Source organism: Spiroplasma endosymbiont of Sarcophaga carnaria (assembly GCF_964019595.1).
Lineage (GTDB): Bacteria > Bacillota_I > Bacilli_A > Mycoplasmatales > Mycoplasmataceae > Spiroplasma > Spiroplasma poulsonii.
The window spans coordinates 1523756-1542565 of record NZ_OZ026456.1; the positions used below are offsets into that span (position 1 = coordinate 1523756).

Consider the following 18810-nt stretch of genomic DNA (forward strand, 5'->3'; position numbering starts at 1 on the left):
CTTATTAATATTTTTTAAATTTATTATTAAATTATATTGTATTTTTTACAAAAGTAAAATATAATAATATAATATAAAATTATATTTTGTATCGAGCACATTATTTGAACGAATTATTTTAAGTACATTATTTTATTAAAAATTTAAAAAAGGGACATTTTATTTTTACTTAATATAAGGAGGGGAAAAAATATATGAAAGGGATTAACAAGAGGAAAAATATTTCCGAAAACAATATTTTAGTTGCAAAAGAGTATGACCAAAAGTTTAATAATGTTGAGTTAGATTATCAAGGGGCAGATAAACGAACATCATGACTGGTGGAGATGAAATATCGAACTAGTATCTTTAATCATCATCGTCGTGAATTTTTTAATCGTTTTCCATTATTAGGTTATTCGTTAAAACGAATCTTTTTTGCCATAATTACATTATTATTAGCAATTTGTGTTATTTTTATTTTATTACGATTAGTAACACCAGATGATATTTATATTTCTGATATTGATATTAATAAATTAAATATTCTTCCTGGAACACCAGAATATAATAATTTATTAGAACAAAGAATGAAAATCTTTGGTGTATATGGTTCAATTTGAACCCAATTAGGGACATATTTATATAATATTATACCGTTTTTTAAAAAGACAATTATTGTTAACAGTGCTTTTGATCCCGTAACGGGACAATTGGTTGGAGATAAAATTACAACATTCTTTTATTTAGGGGTTGTTTTTTCAACAGCTGTTGCCCAACCGGGGGAATTAGTATCAGAAATTTTTGCCAGAGCAATTCCGTATTCATTTGCTTTTGGTTCAGTTGCTGTGTTATTAGCTTATTTAATTGGTGTTCCCCTAGGAATTATTTCTGCTAAAAATAAAGAACGTAGTGTTGATAATACGATTAATGCCGCTTCAATTATCTTTTTAGCAATTCCTCCCGTTGTTTTAGTGGTGGGCGTTTATTTGATTTCAATTAATGCTTTTTATGCTCATGGGTTATTTAGTTCTGGAACCTTTGATACTAAGTTTTGGCCAGTTTTTGCGATTTTTCTAATGATTACCCCGCCAATTGTGATTAACACAAGACGGTATGTTATTGATGAAATGACCGCTGACTATACTAATTTTGCCTTATCAAAAGGGATGACTAATCGTTACATTTTTTATATTCATATTTTCCGTAATGCCGGAATTCGAATTTTTCGATTATTGCCAACTGCTTTTGTCACAACTATTTTTGGGGCCAGTATTTTTGCCGAACAAAACTGATCAATTCCGGGGATGAGTAAATTTATTGTTTCTGGAGTTGGAAATAAAGACTCTTTTGTTATAATGGGATATATTCTCTTAACAGCAACTTCTGGAATTATTACTAGTTTATTAGCAGATATTATTATGGCGGTCTTAGACCCCCGTGTTAAATTAACAAAATAAAGGAGGAACAAGATGATGAAAAGAATTACAGATGAAGAGTTATTTGATTTTCAAAACTATGATGTTGATAATTTAGATCTAAGTTTATTTGAAATTGTTGGTCCTCAAATCGAAGAAAATGAACGAATTTCAACAAAATCATATAGTTATTGAAAAGTTGTCGGGAGAATTTTAATTGCTAAAAAAACATTTATTATTTGTTTACTATTATTAGTTGCGATTGTGTTATTAACCGCAATTGTTCCAATTGGAAAAGTTGCTAATCCATTAACAGCTAATTTACCAATTCCGAATTATCAACAACCGTTAGCACCAAATGCAACTTATTTATTTGGATTAGGAATGAATGGGGAAAATTATTGAGATAAAATTTGGATTGGAATGCGGACTACATTATTATTTACTTTAATTATTGCCGTAATTCAAATTTTATTAGGAGTTATTATTGGTTCAATTTGAGGATTTTATAAAAAATTTGATATTTTATTTATTGAAATTACTAGATTTTTAAATTTGGTACCAACTTTAATTTTATGATTAATTATTATCTTTGCTTTAGGGAAATCGATGATTGTAATTATCTTTGTTGTATCCTTGACGAGTTGGATTACTTTAGCGGAAGTTATTCGTGTTCAAATTATTCTAGTTCGTAATACAGAATACAATCTTGCGTCAAAAATGTTAGGAACATCAGGACCAAAAATTGTTACAAAAAATATTATGCCTCGTATTTTGCCATTAATTATTCAAACTGCATCATTTGCCGTGCCAATGGCGATTGCAATTGATTTAACTTTAAATTACTTTAATTTTGGCTTTATTCAAGGACGAGAAAATACAACATTAGGATTTATTTTAAATGAAGTGTTAGCGTCAAGTAAATGACAAGATTTTCCACATTTATTAATTATTCCCGTTTGTTTCATTGCCGGAACATCTGTTTTATTTTTCCTATTTGGGAAAGTATTTGCTGATTCCCTAGATCCAAAAAACCATTATAAATAAAAAAGTATTAAAGGAGATATCGTGTTATGAGGAAAGAAATTGTAATTTCAATTAAAAAATTAGTTATAAAGTTTAAAACGAGGTCGAATGTTTTAACAGCAATTCGGAATATTTCATTTGATATTTATGATGGTGAAACATTAGCAATTGTTGGTGAATCAGGGAGCGGAAAGTCAATAATGACAAAAACTTTTACAAATATGTTAGAAAATAATGGGTGAATTAGTAATGGCTCAATTGTTTATTCACCATCAACTAATATTTTAGCGGATGAGCTAGCGTACTTTAAAAAACCAGTGCACTTAGTTGATTTCCATAAAATTTTATTAGATAGTAGTTTACGAAAAAGTATTATGAAATATAATAAAAAATTAATTACAAAAACAGAACAAAAAATTAAGATAATTAATAGTTTACAATTAGAACCAGTTAAAGCAGAAATTACCCAATTAAAGGCAAAAGAACAAGAATTAAAAAAACAAATTAGTTTTACGCATTCAAATCGCCTAAATAATAAGTTAGTAAAAGTTAGTACCTTAATTAAAAAAATGGAAAAAAACGAAGCAATGTTATTAGATGATAATCTTAAAGCAAAAAACATTGAATTATTACAAAGCCGAATTATTGATTATACTAATGAAATTAGTAAGATAAAAAATTTAACATGACCAGAAAAGCATTTATTAAATAAAAATATGTTGTTTTTAAAAAAATATTTTGATGAACAAATCGTTCCAACCGTTGAAGAATTTAAAAAGATTACAACTTATTTTAATAAAAAAACTTTTACTGATGGAGTTCGTTATCGGATTAATAAAATGAATCTTTTAATGTTGAAAAAAGAGACATTAAATGTTCGTGATTTTAATAATTTGTGAGAAGAATGAAATTTAATTAAAAATTTTGGTTTTATTAATAAACTAAAAGCAGAAAAACAAATTAGTAAACTACGTGGACAAACAATTGCAACAATTTTTCAAGATCCCATGACATCATTGAATCCATTATTATCCGTTGGATTTCAAATTTCAGAAGTATTACGAAAACATCGTAAGTTTTCTCGTTCAGCAGCAAAAAAAATGGCAATTGAATTATTAGAAAAAGTTGGAATTCCAAAGGCAAAAAAACGTTATCATGATATTCCTGGGATGTATTCTGGCGGAATGCGCCAACGGGTGGTTATTGCAATTGCGTTAGCTTGTCAACCAAAAGTATTAATTTGTGATGAACCAACAACCGCTTTGGATGTAACAATTCAAGCTCAAATTTTAGATTTAATTAAAGAATTGCAAAAAGAATACAAATTTACAATTATTTTTATTACTCACGACTTAGGAGTTGTTGCAAATATTGCGAATCGAGTAGCTGTAATGTATGCTGGTCAAATTATTGAATATGGAACAGTTAATGAAATCTTTTTTAACCCAAAACATCCATATACATGAGCATTATTATCTTCGTTACCACAATTTGGTGAAAAAGGTGAAGAACTTTATTCAATTCCTGGTTCACCACCATCATTATATGCTAAAGTTTATGGGGATCCGTTTGCTCCTCGAAATAAATATGCAATGAAAATTGATTATTTGTTAGAACCACCAATGTTTAAAGTAACCGAAACACATTATGCGAAAACATGATTATTAGATCCACGTGCAGCAAAAGTGGAAAAACCAAAACAATTACGACAGTTGGCAAAACTTGAAAATGATGCAAAGGTAGGTGAATAAGATGAACAAGAACAAACAAGAACAATTTATTATGGTTCGCGATTTGTTAATTCAATTTCGCCAAAAAAATAAAAAAGTAAATGCGGTTAAAAGAGCAAATTTTGATATTTATCGGGGAGAAATTTTTAGTATCGTGGGAGAATCTGGTAGTGGTAAAACAACAATTGGTCGTGCCATTGCGGGAGTGCAAGCAATTAAAGATGGAACTGTTTATATGGACCGTCGGGTACTACGTGGAAAACCACCACAATTATATAAAATTAATTTACATATTAATGAACAATTTCGCCTTTTAAAAAATAATAATATGTTACTAAATAAAAACTTAAGTAATTATATTAATAATTTAAAAATTAGTTATTATCGTTATTTTGAAAATAAAAACTATGTGATTAGTACAAAGGAATTACTTTCATATGGAACAGAGCGTTATTTAATTACTAGTGATGTTGCTTTAAATAAAGTTGATTTGTTAAACTTTAATCATAGTAAAAATAATTTTGCGTTAGTAAAAGAAATGTATGAAAATAATTTAATTTTATTAAAGGAAATTTTAAAAAATTACCAACGGATTTATCGTTTTGCTCATAATTTACACGAATGAATTCCAACTTTATCGTTAGAGTTAGAAGCAGAAATTACAATGCGGGTACAAGAAAATATTGCCATTATTGAAGGATGTATTTTATTGGGTCATCGAATTTATAAGACTTTGTTAAAATTAGAACAAATTCGCAATGAATTAAAAGATAACTTTGTTCTAATGCAAGCAAAAAAATATTATAATCAATCTTTTTCAGAATTAGAAAAATTATTACCAGTTCATAATGAGTTATTAGATAAGGTTAAAAATATTACAAAAAACCAACGAAAAGCTTTTATTCTTTTTGTACCAATATCAAAACGAATGAAATATATTTCTGCTTATAACAAACGTTATAATGTCTTTAAAAAAGATTTTGAAAAAGAATATTTTAAACAGTTAAAGAAGTTACAATTAGAGCCAGTTGCAAATGCGCAAGCAATTAGTAATTTACAAGAAAAATATGCTAATTCTTTGCTAAAAACATCAATTTCACCAACTGCTAGTGGTAATTTATTAACAGCAACTGATTTTACAGCAACATTAGCGGCGTTATCTGCTGATGAGTGTAGTAATTCATTAAAAGATATTTTAGCGGCGATAAAAGATAAGGACCAGTTACAAGTAATATTAAGAGACTTATCTTACTTAGCAAGACATGGGGTTTTTCGCGACCAAGAAACAATTAAATTATATTATTTATGAATTCACAAGGAATACAAGTATTCAAGAGCTGAAATTAACGATTCAAATCGGTTGTTAGATTTATTAGATTTACCATTAATTGATGAAATTGTAAAGGAATCGGCGCTTTTTAAATTACCAACGCATCGGGAAAATCGTGCCCAAAAGAAAAAGATTCAAATGATTTTTCAAGATCCATCTTCGTCACTAAATGACCGTATTTCTGTTGCAGAAATTGTTGGCGAAGGGTTAAATAATTTTCCCGAGTTATATAAAAATGATGAAGCCCGAAAATTATATTTAGATTATTATAATAATAATTTAGGTACAAATGAAAAACAACTAACATTGGAGGCTGTTAATGACAATAATGTGAAGAATTTTTTAATTCTAAATATTTTAAAAGAAGTTGGTTTACTACCAGAACATTTATCACGTTATTCACATGAGTTTTCAGGTGGTCAACGCCAACGAATTGGGATTGCCCGCGCTTTAATTATGAAACCACAATTTATTATTGCCGATGAACCAATTTCAGCGTTAGATGTTTCAATTCGTGCGCAAGTTTTAAATTTATTAAAAAAATTTCAACAAAAATATAATTTAACTTATATTTTTGTTGCCCATGATTTGTCGGTTGTGCGCTTCATTGCGGATCGAATTGCTGTAATTTATCATGGTCAGGTTGTTGAATTAGCACCTGCCGAAGAATTATTTGCAAATCCGTTGCATCCGTATACGCGGGCATTATTATCAGCAATTCCATTACCGAACCCAAATTATGAAAAGGAAAAAGTTCATTTTATTTATGAACCAGAGAAAGAACATTGAGATTATTTATTTGATTTACCAGAGTTTACTGAAATTAAAACGGGACATTATTTATTTGGTAATTCCCGCGAAATTGTGGCAGCACAAACTAAAATTGCTGGTCCAAAAGGTAAGGAGGCATAACGATGTTAAAGAAGAAATTAGCGCTTTTTGCAAGTTTAACGACCATTACAACGGTGACGCCCTTGGTAGTATCGTGCGGAATTAGTTTAGAGCGATTAGCTAACCGTTTAAATTATGATAATGTTTTTCGTTCAATGTTTAAATATCCGTTAACATCATGATCAAGCGGAACAACAATGCAAGGAGAGGATAATAAGATTTTAGCGGACTTAGTTGGAACATTAGTGGCAACCGATAAATATAATCGTAGTTTTGGTGATCTTGCGGTGCAAGCCGATAAAACATCAAAATATGTTGGGCAACCAAATGCTAATGCAAGTGAATGAAAATATAAAATTTCTTCAGCAGCAAAATGATTTAATTATCAAGGTACCTTTCAACGACAAATTAAAGCAAGTAATATGATTAACACGGCTAAGTTTGTGTTATTTCCAAAAAACTTATCAGCAACCGCTGGGATTTGACGAACTTTTATTGCTGGAGCACAAGAAATTTGAGAGTATTTTCAAGCTGGTAAATATCAACCGGATTATTATAATGACCCAATTTGAACAAAATTAGGAATGAGTGTTAACGCGGCAGATGATGAAATTACAATTAAATTAGCAAAGCCAGCAGAGTATTTTGATACCTTAATGACTTATTTAGCGTTTGCACCAATGCCAGAAAAAGCAGTATTACAAGGTTATAATTATGGGACAAATTATAAAAATATTTGGTATTCGGGGGCATATTTAGTTGAAAAATATAGTTCAACCTCGCAAGTTTTATTACGAAAAAATGCTGCCTATCGTCATTCTAAATTAACTTATATTGATAAATTGAATTATACCTATTTAGCAAACAATGATGTTTCGCGGGAACGAGTATTATTTGAATCGGGGGATGTTAATGACTTTGTTGTTCAACCAACTGATACCAATGGTTGGGGGAAATATGTTGGGCCTAATCCTGCCAATCCCGTTTTTAGTGGGGCCTCAAGTATTATTAATCCTGATCCAGCCACTTATACGCTAATGCTTAATTATGCTAATGCAAATATTTTAAGTAGTAACAGTAGTTTGGCTCAAAAAAGTTTAAATGCGAGCAAGGCACTACAATATGATAAAATTCGAAAATACTTAGCAACTCATTTAGATCGTAGTAAGTTTGTAAAATATTATTCAGAAACATTAGATGATTCACAAACATCAAAATTTTTACGAAATGTTTATACTGCTCGTGATTTTATTAATAATGCGGGGGTTGATTATCCGTACTATGTTGAAGTAGAATATGCGGCGAAATTTCGAAACAATGATGTGCAAGCAAGCAGTCAGTTATTAAAAGATGGTAGTGATGCCTTGTATCTGAATGAAGATTTATTAAAAAACGATAAAGATATTTTGAATGATATTCGAACTTGGTTACAACAAAACACAGGTTCATCAAATGTTGAAATTACCTTTTTAATGAATGGGGCATCAACATTAACAAGTAATCGCTTCTTATTAAATATGATTGATTCGTTTAATGCGGAAAATAATGTTATTAAAATTATTCCAGACATTACTGTTGATGCAACAGAATATACTAGTCGTACGAAAAAAGCTGATTGAGATCTGTTGGTTTGTGGATGATCACCAGATTATGCTGACCCATATACTTATTTACATACCTTTTCCCTTGGTGGTGATTTACAATATTATTCAGGAACATCACGCATTTTTAGTGATTTAAAATTAGTAAATAATCGTGCTCCTGATTTTGCTGATATTGAAAATAAATTGAATAATCCATATTGAAATCGGTTAAAAGAAACTTCGGCAATTGAAAATTTCTATAATGTTTTTAAAAATTATACTAATCAAGTTAATGATGCTGATCATATTACTGATCCAAAATTATTAACTAATCGTTATAAAGGTTTTGCTAAAGCAGAATTTAATTCAATTTATACTGATTTTATTTTTATTCCAATTTATGTTCCCAATGGTTCATATCAAATTCGAATTTCATATGTTACCCCTCGAACACAAATTACCGTTGGTTATGGAAGTTCAAAATATAAACACTGAGGAATGGAATTAAATCCGTACTTATTAACTGCTAGTGAACGTCAAATTATTGAGGCTCGTTATCAAAAACAATTAGGAATTATTCAAACTGATTATGCGGCTTTTGGGGAGGATTATTAAAATGAAAAGACTATTGACAATGTTTAGTGCTTTGACCGTATTTAGTGCTCCCGTAACAGCTGTTAGTTGTAATAATTTTGCAACACGTGATCGTAGTAAAATTTCCTTAGCGTTATTTAAAACCCAATTAGCATTAGTTCCTGTTTTTGATCACCAAAACACAATTGCCACTGTAACGGAACCAATTTTTCAAAATGCAATTTATGAGGCACTAGAAACCAATCAATATCGCGGTGAAGTTGCTAGTAATGAACTGGAGTTCACATATTATCAGCAAGGAACAACTCCAACTAGTTGAACTGATTTAACTTGACAGCAAATCCCTGGTGGGGGCGAAAAGACAACTTTGATTAATGTAAAAATTAAGGCAAATGCGACGAGTGTTCATTTTGCTGATACAACAGAAATTATCGCAATCGCATTGTACCGAACACAACCAGCTGATTTAGCAACAATTAAGTTTAATTATGAAACAAAGGTTTTAGCAACGTTACCAGTTAGTGAAATGATGGAATATTTTGCGGTTTTAAATCCAACCTTTTATTTTACACCGCGTCATTTTGAAATTCAAAAGACGGCAACTGAGGTTGAAATTATCGCAGCGAAAAATTCAGAACGTTATATTGGTAAAAATGTTATTACTTGGAGTTAACAGAACCGGGGTGTAGTTCAAAAGAAGAATTAGCGCCTTTTTCTTTTTTAAAACATTAAGAGGCAAAAAAGCGCAAAAAATTTAACAATTTTTCTTTGTGTCTTTATTTATTATTAAAATTAGGTTATAATCATAAAAAAGATAAGATAGAAAAGGAAGAAGAAAATGATTAGTGTAAATGATTTCCGTCCGGGATTAACATTTCAATATGAAGGTAATATTTATGCTGTAGTTGAAGCACAACACTCAAAGTCGGGGCGGGGGCAAGCTCACGTTAAGGCAAAAGTAAAAAATCTTCGTAGCAACGCGACAACATCAATTACTTTTACTGGCGGTGATAAAGTTGAAAAAGCAATGATTGATAAGGTTGAAATGCAATATTTATATGATGATGGAGCGAATGTTATTTTTATGGATACCCAAAGTTATGAACAATTAGAAGTTCCGTCAAGTAGATTAACATGAGAAAAAAACTTTTTTAAAGAAGGAGTAATGGCTTCGGTAACAAAATATGAAGGTGAAGTTTTGGGTATCATTTTACCAGATAAAGTTGATTTAACAATTACCACAGCGGAAGCGGCTGTTAAAGGTGATACTAGTTCTGGCGCGATGAAAAAGGCAGTTTTAGAAACTGGGTTAGAAGTACAAGTACCATTATTTATTAAAGAAGGGGAATTAATTACGGTCTCAACAAGTGATGGTAAATATTCTAGCCGTGCATAAAAAATAAAATAAATGTAAGGGGTGATCGAAAATGGCTAATAATTTTACTGAGTTAACAATCGATAGTAATCACCGTGGTAGTATTATTGTGAGTTTATTAACAATTAAAAAAATTATTTTATATTCAATTCGTGATATTACTCACCAATATTTTATTGATAAAATTGAATGCCGTATGATTGATAATTCAATTTTACATATTTATATTAGTGGAAAGATCTTACGTGAAGAAGAATTAACTGAGTTAACAGAAGAAATTAATGAAGCAATCACGAAGGAACTAAGTTACCCATTACAAATTAAACTAAAAAATATTAGTATTGCTTATCGTCATTAACCTAAAGTAATTAATGATGGAATGCTGAATAAAAAAAATAACAAATTAACAAAATAATAGCATTATTTATGAAAATCTTTGGATTTTCTTTTTTATTGGTAAAACAATCTTTTCACAGGAACCTAAAAGGTCTAGTTTTTTTCTTTTTCGTGCTTGCTTTTTCACCTCAGATTGTTATAATTATAGATAAATTATTTACTTTAATTTTGTCGAAAACTCTTGATATTTATAAAATATACCTAAAATTAGGTATATTTTTAATATATAGAGGTAAATAAATGATGAAAAAAATAATTACAGAATTAATAAATAGCTTAACAGATGATCAATTTTTAGAATTTTATGAAAAAATAAAACAACAAGCAGACTTAATTAAAAAACAAAAACGTTTAAATGAAATTGATCAAAAATTTAGAGATAAAGGCATTATATGTCCTAATTGCAAATCTTTTCATTGTGTTAAAAATGGTCATAATTCCGAAGGAAAACAAAAATATTTATGTAAAAAATGTCGTGCTAGTTTTGATGCATTTCGTCATCATTTTACTTATTGAAGTCATTTAAATTATGAACAGTGAAATTTATTAATTCAAATTTCATTGTTAGGACAATCTAGTAAAATAATTTCTCGTTTTATTAAAACAACCCCAAAAACCGCTTGATATAATCGACAAAAATTAATGCAATCAAAACAATTAGAAAATACACAGTTAAAATTTAAAAAATTAAATGGTCAAATCCAAATGGATGAAACATTTATTAAAGAAATTCATAAAGGCAATTTTAAAGATAAATTTGATAAACGAAAAACTCATCTCGATCCATTTTCAACTGATACCAAATGCTGTATTCAAATGGCGGTTGATAGCAATAATAATATTTTTGTTCAATCCACCAATACCAAAAGATTACAAAAACAATGGATTATTGAAAATATGAATAAGCAACTAATTAAAGAAAAATCAATAATTATTTCTGATATGCAACCACTATATTTATTAGTAGCAAAACAAACAAATTCTACTCTATATTCCACCAAAACTAGTACAAACCCTGATACTAGTTATCAAAAGTTAAATAAGATTAGTAAATTACAATCCAGTCTTAAAGAAGCCTTAATTCATTATCATGGTTTGGGTTTCACTAATATTCAAAATTATTTAAAGCTCTGAAAATGAAAATACCAACACAAAGGTTTAACACCAAACCAACAATCAACGGTATTATATTTTAACGTTTAAAAAATTTAAAGCAAAATCATAATCTTACACAAAATTAGTTTTCAAATTGTCATATTGATGATTTTTTTTATTTCATCAAGAGTTTTCGACAAAATTAAAGATTATTTAGAAAAAATTTAAATAATTTGAATGTTATAATTTAATTTTTATGTAAATATCATCAATTAAATATTAACACTGTTTTTTAACTAGGAAGGAAAAAACTATTTTATGCTTAAAAAAGAACAGAACAAAAAATTTAGTTTGGCGGATTTTGTTTGATTAGGCTTTAATTATATTGTTGGAATTAGTTTTATCGGTAATTTTGCTATTTTAGCAAATATTTCAGAACCTAACTCAATTGGAATTCATACTATGTGGTTATTTGCAGTGGAAGGACTAATTGCTGGAATATGTGCATAAGCATTTGCTAAAATGGCACGAGTTCACCATTCAAACAATAATGGAGCTTCATATATTTATGTGCGAACAACTTTCGGAAAGTTTTGAGGAATTTTTGTTGCTTTTATGCAATATGTCTAATTACCATTCTTAATTACGATTCAAGTAATGATGTTAATTCGTGGTTCATTTGGAGCTGATTGAATCTCACAAGTTAATCCTGATGGAAGCATTACCGTTCCGTGGTATGCTGCTGATTGAGGCTCATTTGGGGATTTATGGTTTAGTTTTAGCGGTTCAACATGGTGGGGAAAATTTAAGTTATTGGGGGCACAATACTAAATTTTCATTACCGGGATTTATTAAAGCTTTTAACTCTTGCTTTTTCTTCTTTGCTGGTTTTGAAGTATTCTCAACCGCGGGGAGAAATATTAGTAATCCAGAAAAAAATATTGGCAGTGGAATTATTTTAATTATGTTAATTAGTACCATTTTCTATATTGTTATTTCAATTATTTTCTTTGCAGCTTTTAATCACTTTGTTCAAAATATGAACATAGGGACATGGAGTTTAGGGTTTAACAATAAACTTATTTTATATGGTGGTCCGATTATTATGATTATTAGTGCGTTGTCCTTAAAGGTTAATGTTGCAATGCAAAATGCGCTGTATGGTGGAACTTCGTTACAACCATTATCAACTGAAGTATATTTACCTGATCGTTTACGAAAACTAAACAAAGATGGTTTACCAGCGCGTGCTTCGATTTTAAACTTGGTAATTACTAGTTTAATTATTTTTATTTGATTAGCAATTCCCGATATTATTAAAGGAGTTGGTTTAACAAAAGAATTTTGGTTTATGGCAACTCCAGCGCAAGCAATGACATATCAACAACCGTTTGATATTTCATCTTTAACAGAAGCGTCATCAGCAATTACAATTTTTATTTATGCGATGGTCATTGCCGTTACATTAAAACTAGGGTATCAACGTAAAATTAAAATGCGGTTATGAGAACATATTGCCTTTCCAATTGTATTTATTATTTTATGCTTTGTTTTTGTGTGACATTATTATAGTTTAATTGATAATATTGTTTCAACAACAGGAACTAATGCTAATTGGGTTTTAAATAACGCTAAGGAAATTTTACTACGATCACGTGTTGCAAAATTATTAGAATTAAAAGATGTTTCTGATTCATTACAAACCTTATTCAAAAATAATAACCTTAAAATAGTTTTAGAACAAGAATCATCAAATATTGTTAATTTACAATTAGATGCGACCGAAATAGAAGGTTATACTGGACAAGCGATTCTTCGTCTTGCTGTTAAAATTAAACAAGAAGTGCTTGATGATGCTATTAAAATTAATGGTGTTGCTAATTTAAATAAGGGGGCCAATAATGTTTATGAAACAACTACTTTTAAAAAACATTTTGAGCCATTATTAAAACTATATGATAAACCAGTTAAATTTAGCGTTGACACATGAACAGGATATTTACCAACATTGGGATTACCAATTGCTCTTTCCCAAAATCAAAAAAAATATTTTAATGTCAGCTTTAAACGAAAGATATTTACCAACGCGTGAAATTGTTCAAATTCGTAAAAATGGAAATATTCAAAATTTACGTATTCATTGAATTTTTAGTAAAGAGAACAAGAAAGATAAAATTATTGACCTTGTCCCATACGCTTGAGAACAACCCTTTGATCAATCGCACTTTCAATTAGATTTTAAATATAGTTTAAAAATTAAATATACAAATAATATTGCCTAAAAGGCAATATTATTTATTTTTTGGTCATTATGGTATTTTTCGCTGCAGTAAAAAAGCAGTATCAAAAATCATGAAAATGTTATATAATATATATGTATAACAAATTATTAAAAGATTTGAGGGGTTGTAGGTGGCGAATAGAGTATTAAGATCAGGCAAATCAAATTTATGATGGTCGTTGATTTCTTTTTCAATTTTTAAAATACGCCGTTCAATGGCGGTTTGAGTTCTTTTTATTTTATCAGTTGTCTTATTTGGGGCAGTTGCTATTACTTTATTTTCTTCTTCAAAAAATGTTTATGAGTTTTTTAAGAATTTTCAGTATGGCGTTTTTATCTTTAATAATATTTTGTTATTGCTATTTATTTTATTAGTAATTATTAAAATTTTTGGTTGTGAATTTGAAGATGGAACATATTTGTTATTAATTTCAAAGCCATATTCACGATTTGTCCTGTTCTTATTAAAAATAATTGCCCTTTGAATTTTAATTCTTCTTTTTTTAGGAACAATTATTCTTTTTGCTTTTGGGATTGGTTATTTAGGTAATATTTTTAATAAGGATCCCCAATATTTACAAGTTTATCAAAATTTATTATTAAAATTATTTCTTTATTCAATGGCATTATCATTTTTTGCTTCAAGTGGGATTTTATTTGCGGTAACATTTTTAAACTCACAAGTTGTTTTACTAATTGTTGTTATTTTCTGTAGTTTGTTTCTAGTTGGTGGGATGCCATATTCATTAATTATGAGTTTAGCAAAAACCGTTGAATTAACATTTGCTAATGATAGTATTACTCAAAACTATCCAGTTCCAATTATTAAAAGTACAATTAATTTTAAAAAGAATCTTAAAAAAGATTTAATTAAATATCCTCATTTAACTAATGCGATTTGAAACTTTTATGATGAATGAAGTTATAGTGATTTAAATTTAGTCTTTAAAAATGATGACTACAAAGATATTACTAGTGACCCAGCATTACGTGTTAGTCGCTTAGATTTTTATAAAAATTTAGGATTAACTGTTCCTAAAACAGAAGAATTTGAAATCAAAAAACTTAAAGCATGAGATTCATCAACAAGATATCTTTATGATAATAAGCTTGAAGATCTTAAAACAATTATTAATAATGTTGGAGCAGCGAGCGGAAATGATGTTTCAATGAAAGTTAATTTTGCAACAGATTATTTTTTCAAATCAGAACAAGAATTAGATCAAAATGACCCCGTTCAAAAAGAACTTGCTGATTACATGGCAGTTGTCTCAAAGGCAGCGGGTTCATGAACAAATTATATTACAATGAATCTTTTTAGTGGGACATCGTTATTTTACTTTAATCCCACTGCTTCCTATTATAGTTTATCAACGACAAATGATAGCAAATTAGTAACAGTTGATCGGACATTATCGGAAGAAAATTCATTTAATCCAACGGATGTTTTTCGTCAAGAATGAGATAATGAATACAAAGGAACATTGTCCGATTATAATAATGGTAGTGATTTTAGAGATTGGGTCTTAGATTATTTTGATTCACCAACCCTGTTTGTTCTTCGTGAAATTGAAATTAATATTTTAAAGAAAATAATGGATTATAAATTACTTGAAGAACAACCAATTAAAATTAACAATGAGTGAATTAAATATGATAACCTAATGAATACTTATGGTTTAATTTCGAAGTTTAATATTATTGAACATTGAAACCAAATTTGAACCGCTTCGTTAAACTTCACGCCATATTGATTTGAACCATTACAGCGGAGTAACATTGACTTTGAGGTTCAAAATAACTATTTAATGAGTTATCAAGATTTCCGTCTAGCCTTAGGGGCTGATAAGAAAATTGATGTTTACCCAGCACCATTTTTGAACATTAGTTTAATTCAATATATCTATCTCGGTTTATCGTGTCTTTTCTTAATATTTGCTTATTTAATCTTACGCCGTAAAAATATTACTTAAAAGTTGAAAGGGGATGCTAAGAAATGAATAATAATGCATTAGTAGTCAGTGAAGTTGCAATCTCATCACGAAATTTTACTAAAAAATTTAAAAATAGTGTTGTTGGTCCTTTTAACTTTAATGTTGGACGGGGAAAATTACATGCAATTTTAGGAGCTTCTGGTAGTGGAAAAACCGTTTTCATTAAGTCTTTAATTGGTGGGTTAAAAGGTTTTAAAGGTGATATCTCTATTTTTGGTAAAAAAGCAACCAAACTTGGAATGAAAAAAATGATTGGTTATGTACCAGAATTTATTACTTTTCCAGAAAACATTAGTTCTTATAACTTCTTAAAATACATGGGAAAAACAAATGGTTTGCGTGGAAGATATTTACGGGAACGAATTGAATACTTAATGAAGTCATTAGAAATTTGAGAACACCGTGATAAAGATGTTAATTCTTTTTCATCGGGGATGAAAAAAAGGGTAATGATTATTCAAGGAATTATTCATGATCCAGAAATTTTAATTTTGGATGAACCAGAAGCAGGATTAGATATTAATAATCGAAAAAAAATTATTTTTTATTTAAAACAATTAACCCTACGTGGAAAAACAGTCTTTTTTTCATCACATTTACTAGATGAAATTAAAGAATATATTGATGAATTTACAATGGTTATGAATGGAACCCAAATTTATAGTGGTCAATTAGCGGCTTTTAATATTAAAAACAGTTATTATTTTGTTACTAATAATCCACAGGCTATGATGCGTTATTTTAACTCTAATCGGGTACCAAATTGATATGATAAGACCAATAATTATTTAAATTTTGTTTTAAATTCGCCGTTACATTTATATTATGTTACTCAGTATGCGTTAAAGAAACGGATTAAGATTGTAAAAATTAGTGAAGTTGAATTTTCATTTGATTTCTTACTACAAAAATTAAATATTACTTTACCACCTAATATGACAACAAATCGAAAATTACGAAAAAAATCAAATTAAAAAAGTCAAAAATTTTTACCAGGTACTGGGGTAGGTCCTGGACCGGGGGGATACGGTCGTTAGGGAATGATAAAGTGTCATAAATTACAGTAAATTATGGTAAAGTACAACCAAATTAAGAAAATATTTTTATAAGAATTGAAAAATTTAAGAATATTTTTTTTGTATAATTAAATTAGGCTCAAACAAATTCGGAGAAAGAAGGAACAATATATGGAATATGATATTTCAAGAGAACGAATTGAAAATACATATAACAAAATTAAAAACCACATTATCAAAACTCCAGTAATTTATGCAACAAAATTAAGCAATATTACTGATAATGAAGTCTATTTAAAATTAGAAAACTTACAACGTGCTGGTTCGTTTAAATTACGAGGAGCTTTATCAAAAATGATGGCTCTTGAACCAGCGACAATTAAAAAGGGCGTTATTGCGGCAAGCGCTGGGAATCATTCACAAGGAGTTAGTTTTGCAGCTAACTTATTAAAAGTTCCAGAGACAATTGTGATGCCAAAAACAGCTCCAATTAGTAAAATTAATGCAACTAAAAATTATGGTGTAGAAGTGATTTTGCATGGTGATTTTTTTGACGATGCCAATCAAAGAGCATTAGAGGTTGCAAAAGCAGAAGATAAAGTATTTGTTCATGCTTTTAATGATCCTGATGTTATTATTGGTCAGGGAACAATTGCAATAGAAATATTAGAAGAATTGAAAGATGTTGATTACATTCTTGTCCCAATTGGTGGGGGGGGGGGGGGGGTCCTTTCAGGAATTGCAAGTTATGTCAAAGCTGTAAATCCCAATTGTAAATTAATAGGTGTACAAAGTCAAAATGTTCCAAGTTATTATGAAGCAAGGAAAAGCAATAAATCGTTTTCAGTTCACGGTAAATTATCAATTGCCGATGGAATTGCGGTTAAACAAACTGGTGATATTACCTTTAGTATTTTAAATAAATATGTTGATGATGTTATCCTTGTATCAGAAGCAGAAATTGCTGAAACAATTTTATTTTTATTTGAAAATTGTAAAATTGTCGCAGAAGGCGCAGGGGCAGTAACCACGTCCGCAATGCTATTTAATAAACTAAATGTTAAAAACAAAAAAATTGTTTGTGTTTTATCAGTGTGAAATATTGATGTGACAACTTTCTTAAATATTACAAACCGAGCTTTAATTAATCAGCGGCGTAGGGTTGTTTTAAAAATTGATGCACCACTAGGGAAAGGACATTTAACAAAGATTACGAATGTTGTTGATTCTTATGGTGTTCAAATTCATAAAATTTCTGATTCACAATTAGAAAATAGTTTAGAAATTAATCGAGAAATTATTCGATTAGTAGTTGATATTAATACAAAAGCTGAATTAGGAGACATTGTTATTGACTTAGAGAAGTTGGGATATACTGTGATGGAAAAAGAATTTATTGATTCAATTATAAAATAATGGAATTAATCTATACTGATCAAGCACCCAAAGCAGTGGGTCCATATTCTCAAGCAGTAAAACTTTCAAATGGCTTTTTGTATATTTCGGGACAATTAGGATTTGATCCGAAAACAATGGTGTTAGGCGCTGATATTCAAAGTCAGGCTAGCCAAGTTCTAACAAATATTGCTGCGATTTTAACCGCCGCAAACTATCACAAAAATAATGTTGTTAAAACAACAATTTTATTAAAAGATATTAACGATTTTTCTGTTGTTAATGAAGTTTATGAAGCATTCTTTGGTTCACATAAACCGGCAAGAAGTACATTTGCGGTGAAAGACTTACCAAAATCTGGCCTTGTTGAAATTTAAGTTATTGCCTTTAAATAACATGTGGAAAATCAAACTCAAGTAGAAAAAATTATTAAGAATGAGAATTATTTACTTCATCACACAGAAAAAATTTATCAATGAACTGATCGGCAAGGGGAATTAAAAGCGTTTTATAAACAACAAATTTCGTTTTTAAAACAAGCACTTAAAAAAATAATCTTACCAAAGCTGATTTTGAATTAAAAGAAAAATATATTAAAGAATCTTATCATGAATATTGCCAAAAGATTCAAGAATATTCTTTAATTTTGTCGAAAACTCTTGATGAAATAAAAAAAATCATCAATATGACAATTTGAAAACTAATTT

The 18810-nt window shown here is 29.0% G+C and carries 17 protein-coding genes; all 17 read left to right on the forward strand.

Annotation, left to right across the window (positions count from 1 at the left end):
- Positions 1-194: 194 nt before the first annotated feature.
- The 17 genes from oppB to AACK91_RS08875 all read left to right on the forward strand — a co-directional run bounded on the left by oppB (position 195) and on the right by AACK91_RS08875 (position 18684).
- Positions 195-1439 carry an oligopeptide ABC transporter permease OppB gene (oppB, locus tag AACK91_RS08795; protein ID WP_338965949.1) on the forward strand — a complete coding sequence of 415 codons (1245 nt, stop codon included), beginning with the start codon at positions 195-197 and terminating at the stop codon, positions 1437-1439.
- Between the two features lie 12 nt (positions 1440-1451).
- A complete protein-coding gene (gene oppC, locus AACK91_RS08800) occupies positions 1452-2444 on the forward strand; it encodes an oligopeptide ABC transporter permease OppC (RefSeq protein WP_338965952.1) in 993 nt (330 codons plus the stop codon).
- A 26-nt stretch (positions 2445-2470) separates the two neighbouring features.
- Positions 2471-4174 (forward strand): oligopeptide ABC transporter ATP-binding protein OppD, encoded by a 1704-nt coding sequence (gene oppD / locus AACK91_RS08805; protein ID WP_338965954.1) that lies wholly within the window; start codon positions 2471-2473, stop codon positions 4172-4174.
- 1 nt (position 4175) lies between these two features.
- Complete coding sequence (gene oppF, locus AACK91_RS08810; RefSeq protein ID WP_338965956.1) at positions 4176-6395, forward strand: oligopeptide ABC transporter ATP-binding protein OppF; 2220 nt, start codon at positions 4176-4178, stop codon at positions 6393-6395.
- Positions 6396-6397: 2 nt separating this feature from the next.
- Entirely contained in the window at positions 6398-8572 is a 2175-nt protein-coding gene (locus AACK91_RS08815) for an ABC transporter substrate-binding protein (RefSeq protein ID WP_338965957.1), read from the forward strand.
- 1 nt (position 8573) lies between these two features.
- Complete coding sequence (locus AACK91_RS08820; RefSeq protein ID WP_338965959.1) at positions 8574-9224, forward strand: hypothetical protein; 651 nt, start codon at positions 8574-8576, stop codon at positions 9222-9224.
- Positions 9225-9389: 165 nt separating this feature from the next.
- Positions 9390-9947, forward strand: a complete 558-nt coding sequence (gene efp, locus AACK91_RS08825; protein WP_338965961.1) for an elongation factor P — start codon at positions 9390-9392, stop codon at positions 9945-9947.
- 31 nt (positions 9948-9978) lie between these two features.
- Positions 9979-10284, forward strand: a complete 306-nt coding sequence (locus tag AACK91_RS08830; RefSeq protein WP_338965963.1) for an MMB_0454 family protein — start codon at positions 9979-9981, stop codon at positions 10282-10284.
- Between the two features lie 278 nt (positions 10285-10562).
- Positions 10563-11525 carry an IS1/IS1595 family N-terminal zinc-binding domain-containing protein gene (locus AACK91_RS08835; protein ID WP_338963247.1) on the forward strand — a complete coding sequence of 321 codons (963 nt, stop codon included), beginning with the start codon at positions 10563-10565 and terminating at the stop codon, positions 11523-11525.
- A 210-nt stretch (positions 11526-11735) separates the two neighbouring features.
- Positions 11736-11927 (forward strand): hypothetical protein, encoded by a 192-nt coding sequence (locus AACK91_RS08840; RefSeq protein WP_338965965.1) that lies wholly within the window; start codon positions 11736-11738, stop codon positions 11925-11927.
- A 202-nt stretch (positions 11928-12129) separates the two neighbouring features.
- On the forward strand, positions 12130-13527 hold the full coding sequence (locus AACK91_RS08845) for an amino acid permease (RefSeq protein ID WP_338965968.1): 1398 nt from the start codon (positions 12130-12132) through the stop codon (positions 13525-13527).
- Complete coding sequence (locus AACK91_RS08850) at positions 13472-13699, forward strand: hypothetical protein (protein ID WP_338965971.1); 228 nt, start codon at positions 13472-13474, stop codon at positions 13697-13699. The genes AACK91_RS08845 and AACK91_RS08850 overlap by 56 nt, the downstream gene beginning before the upstream one ends.
- Before the next feature lie 214 nt (positions 13700-13913).
- Positions 13914-15671, forward strand: coding sequence for an ABC transporter permease (locus AACK91_RS08855; RefSeq protein WP_338965973.1), 1758 nt, complete (start codon positions 13914-13916; stop codon positions 15669-15671).
- 23 nt (positions 15672-15694) lie between these two features.
- Positions 15695-16666 (forward strand): ABC transporter ATP-binding protein, encoded by a 972-nt coding sequence (locus AACK91_RS08860; protein WP_338965975.1) that lies wholly within the window; start codon positions 15695-15697, stop codon positions 16664-16666.
- 213 nt (positions 16667-16879) lie between these two features.
- A complete protein-coding gene (gene ilvA / locus AACK91_RS08865) occupies positions 16880-18124 on the forward strand; it encodes a threonine ammonia-lyase (protein WP_338965976.1) in 1245 nt (414 codons plus the stop codon).
- Positions 18124-18480, forward strand: coding sequence for a Rid family detoxifying hydrolase (locus tag AACK91_RS08870; RefSeq protein WP_338965977.1), 357 nt, complete (start codon positions 18124-18126; stop codon positions 18478-18480). Before ilvA ends, AACK91_RS08870 begins: the two co-directional genes overlap by 1 nt.
- 21 nt (positions 18481-18501) lie before the next feature.
- Positions 18502-18684, forward strand: coding sequence for a hypothetical protein (locus AACK91_RS08875; protein WP_338965978.1), 183 nt, complete (start codon positions 18502-18504; stop codon positions 18682-18684).
- The last annotated feature ends 126 nt before the right edge of the window (positions 18685-18810 follow it).